The organism is Methanobrevibacter sp. (assembly GCF_045220775.1).
Classification (GTDB): Archaea; Methanobacteriota; Methanobacteria; order Methanobacteriales; family Methanobacteriaceae; genus Methanocatella.
On the sequence record NZ_JBGUWC010000143.1, the window covers coordinates 1 to 4,194 of the forward strand.

The 4,194-nt window shown below is 33.1% G+C and carries 4 protein-coding genes; all 4 read right to left on the bottom strand.

What is annotated here, in order from left to right:
* On the bottom strand, positions 1–215 hold a 215-nt coding region (locus ACJROP_RS09465; protein ID WP_406535223.1), incomplete at its 3' end, for a hypothetical protein.
* A gap of 92 nt (positions 216–307) precedes the next feature.
* Positions 308–3,001 (bottom strand): class I SAM-dependent DNA methyltransferase, encoded by a 2,694-nt coding sequence (locus ACJROP_RS09470; RefSeq protein WP_406535224.1) that lies wholly within the window; start codon positions 2,999–3,001, stop codon positions 308–310.
* A gap of 298 nt (positions 3,002–3,299) precedes the next feature.
* Positions 3,300–3,635, bottom strand: a complete 336-nt coding sequence (locus tag ACJROP_RS09475) for a hypothetical protein (protein WP_406535225.1) — start codon at positions 3,633–3,635, stop codon at positions 3,300–3,302.
* Positions 3,636–3,725: 90 nt separating this feature from the next.
* Positions 3,726–4,055 (bottom strand): hypothetical protein, encoded by a 330-nt coding sequence (locus tag ACJROP_RS09480; protein ID WP_406535226.1) that lies wholly within the window; start codon positions 4,053–4,055, stop codon positions 3,726–3,728.
* Between the last annotated feature and the right edge of the window lie 139 nt (positions 4,056–4,194).

The window sequence follows — 4,194 nt, forward strand, 5'->3', positions numbered from 1 at the left end:
GTAGGTTGGTATTTTATTTTACCATAATTGTTCATGGCTATTAGTTTACCTGTACTGCCTAGCATGGCTCCGGCGACTAGTTCATCGTTTCCATGAACTCCCATCCCTACTTCCACATCTACACCATCAGTTAGTATTTGTTGTATGTATTCTTCGGATGGTTTGTATGTTTCAGTGTTTTCTTGTTTCTTTTTTTTGCGGTTGAATAAACCCATAATTAATTTCCCCATAAATTAATAATACATTGTTATACTAAACTTTATATTATGGTCTATATTTAAAGGTAACTAAAAAAAGAAGGGATGACCTAAATTAATTCCAGGTATAAATCAAATAATAATTTCATACGATCATCATCATCCGTAAATTTCTCTTTACGATAAGCTTTATCAACTAATATATCTAATCTGTCATGTGCTTTTCTCAAATCGAAGGGCATTAATAACGGATTATATAATTGGGCTAAAGATGAATCATATTTTTCACGGACATGTATTATATCTTCTGCACATTTACTAATAGCTTCACGTAAATCATCGGGTACTTCAGTAGGGAATGGATAATTATTATAAACAATAGATGGGGAATATCTATAGTCTCCTTTTAGTTTTCCACAAATATATTTTACCCAGGTCATATGCATTTTTGAGGTTAATATTCCGAAGTCATATAATTCAGCATTAGGTACGCAGGAACATGAATCACTTACTATTTTATCTTTATCAAAAAATGCCATGGGAATATATTCCCTGTTTACTGATGAAACACGAGGCACTAAAATATAATTTGAATCTGGTTGTCTTACTTCTCCAAAACGAGTTGGTGTTTTAGCTAGTTCTTGGGTTTCTTTTCGTTTACTTTTGTTTCTTAAATCTCTTACTTTTTCCACTCTTTCAAGTATTAAAGGGCATCTTTGTAGTTCTGCGGGATTATAATTTTCTAACCATATGCAGTATCTTTCTCCATTATTTAAGAATTCTCTTGCACTTATGAATGGATGAATATATTTTTCTGCTTGGGGTTCTTTACGGATTAATTCTTCTTTTTCTTCAGGGGTTAATAGGAGGTTTCCACCATCATTAGGCATGTTGCCGAACATCATATGAGGGACATTTTCTAAAGGGGTTCTTCTTGTTTTAACATATACATCTTCATAATCCATTAGGTAATTGTTAATGTGTTTAACATTATATTCTTCATATCTGGGACTGGTTATTTTTGGATATTTGAATAATTTTTTAACTGGTCGGTCATGTGTGCTGAATCCTATTATTATTACGTATACTGCTGCTTTGTCTTTGGATTCATTACTCCATTTGAATGTAGTGTGTGCGAAGTTTAATGTGACATTGTAATGTTGGTTTAACTGTTCCCATAGTATTGATGATTGTTCTCCTTGGCAGATACTATTTGTGGATACGAAGCATACTTCTATATTTGTGTTTTGAATGTATTCTGTTGCTTTTTTATACCATGCACAAACATAATCAAGGTTTCCTACTTTTTTAAATCCTTTGAATACTCGTTTCATATCTTCTTTTTGTTCATCGGATTGTAATCTTGAACCTACGAATGGTGGATTTCCTAAGATATATACATTATCGTTTGGAGGTAATATTTCTTCCCAATCTAATTCTAAAGCATTTTTAATATAGATATTTGGAGAGTCTTTTAAGGGTAGGTTGTCTTTGTGTATTTGTAAGGATTCAAATTTTATGTCCATTTGGTGTTGTGTGAACCACATTGCTACTTGAGCTACTCTTGCGGGGAAGTCTTCAATTTCGATTCCATAGAAGTGATCTATTTTTACTTTAGTTAAATCACTTGCATTGAAATGTAGTTGACTATCATCTTCATCTAATAATATTTTTAGTATTTTATATTCTAGTTCTCTGAGTTGGCGATATGTGATTATCAGGAAATTTCCGCAGCCACAGGCAGGGTCCAGGAATTTTAAGTTCCCTATTTTTTCATGTAGTAATCGTAATTTGTTTTTATTATTTTTGGCTTTGTAGAATTCATCCCATAGGTCATTTAGGAATAAGGTGTTGATTACTTTGTTAATATTATCTTCACTAGTGTAGTGTGCTCCGAGGTATCTTCTTACTTCAGGATCAACTACATTTTGAAATAGGCTTCCGAATATGGATGGGTTGATTTCTGACCAGTCAAATTCACAGGCTTTTAATAATTTTTCTACTGTTGAATCTGTGAACATTGGAGGCACTATAGGTTCTCTGAATAATGCTCCGTTTACATATGGGAATTCTTGGAATTCTGGTGGTAGGTTGCTTTGCCTGTCTTCTTCTTTTTGGTCGAGTACACGGAATAATAATTGAATGTCTTCTCCTACTCTGAATGCTTCGTTTGGTTTTTCGATTAGTTTTTTGAATTGTTTTGGTTTGAATATGTTGGTGTCTTCAGCGTATAAGCAGAATAGTATTCTTACCATGAATAGTTCTAGTGAGTGTTCATCATAGTTGTCGTTTAGTATTTCTTCGTGTAGGTCTGCGAGTAATCGTGATGCTTGTAGGTTTAAGTTTAATTGTGGTGATTCTTCTGTGTTTTCCATGTGGATGAAATCGAATAAATGTATTCTTGAGGGTAATTCGTGGATGTGTATTTCTGTTTCTTCTTTGGTTATTAGGTTGGTTAGTCTTATTCTTTGGAAGTCTGATACAATTACGTAATCAGGTATTTCTTCTGGTGGTAGTTTTTGTAGGTATTCTATTGCTTGTGAGTATGCTAGGTCTAAGTTTTTTCCTAGTGATTTGTGTTCAATTATGAGTTTCCCTTTCCAGAATGCATCTATGAATCCTGGGCTTCCGTCGAATTTTTTCACGGATTCTTCGAATACTACTACTTGGTGGACGTCTACTCCAAATATGTCGAAGAAGTCTCTCCAGTATATTTGTGCTTGGCCTTTTTCGTAGGTGTCTGCGTGATGTTTTTTTACGAATTCTTCGGCTCTTTCATGGATTGTTAAGTTGGATAGGGTCATCTTTTTTAACTCTTTTTAAGGGAATAATTTAAAACTATAATTTATAGTATATATTATTTGGTTAAAAAATATAACGGAAAAAAAGACCCATCATCAAAAAAAATATGATAAAAGAAAAAAAGCCACAGATAGCTTTTAGATTATTTATACCAAACAACCATCACCATTTAAAAAAAAGATAATAATCTAAAAATAAATATCTCTCTGTGACTTCAATACAATATTAATACCATATAATATATACTCCTTGTGGGAGAGCATTTGGTAAGTATTCATGCGACTAAAAAAAATAAAAGATTTAGATGACTGGTTCGTTGTCATCTAGTAATATGAAATCTTCGTTTAAAGCTATTGCTTCGGATAAGTTTATTTCTAGGCTTATGCCTGTGAATGGTATTCCACTGAAACCGTAGTTGATAGTGTCTTGGTGTGGTATGTATGTTTCTATTTCTAATATTTTGTTGTCGGTGTTTGCGTTTTTTATGCATTCTGCTATTTTGTCTGCGGTTTCTTTTGTTTCGTGGATTAGTCTTATGTCTATGTAGTATGGTTCGTCTTGTATGTGGTCTATTTCGAAGTGTGGTATGTTTTCTCTGGTTAGTATTTTTTTGAGTTGGTACATTAGTTTTTTCATTTTTTATCGCCTCTTTCTTTGGGTTTTATTTGAATACTTGTGTATTCTTGTTCTTCTATTAGCTTAAACTAGTATATAAACCTTGTCCAATCACACCAACAAACAAACATCCCCAGACAACATATCCAACGGACTAACACCAAAACCACAACAAAAACTAGAACAACCCGTATCAGCATCAACATTAATCCGGAAATACTTACAAGCCTTACACCTATCAAAATTCCGTTTATACTTCGCAGCCAAACATTTCTTCAAAATCGTCACTATACCCTCATGCAAACCCAAACTAATCTCCTCACACTCATCACTCCTACTAATATTACTAATAGAATCATCCACAGATAAATCAACTGAAACATCCTCACACGGTATAACATCACCATTACCTAATCTAATTTCACCCTCATTTATCTTCATCTTTCACCATCTCTTCAATCTCCTCTTTAGTTAAACCTTCAATTAACCAACCATCAAAATCAACTGTTTTATTCATGTGCCTTGTTAATCTTACCGCATAGTATATGGTTTCATTATCATCAAAGTAAGGTTTATTCAC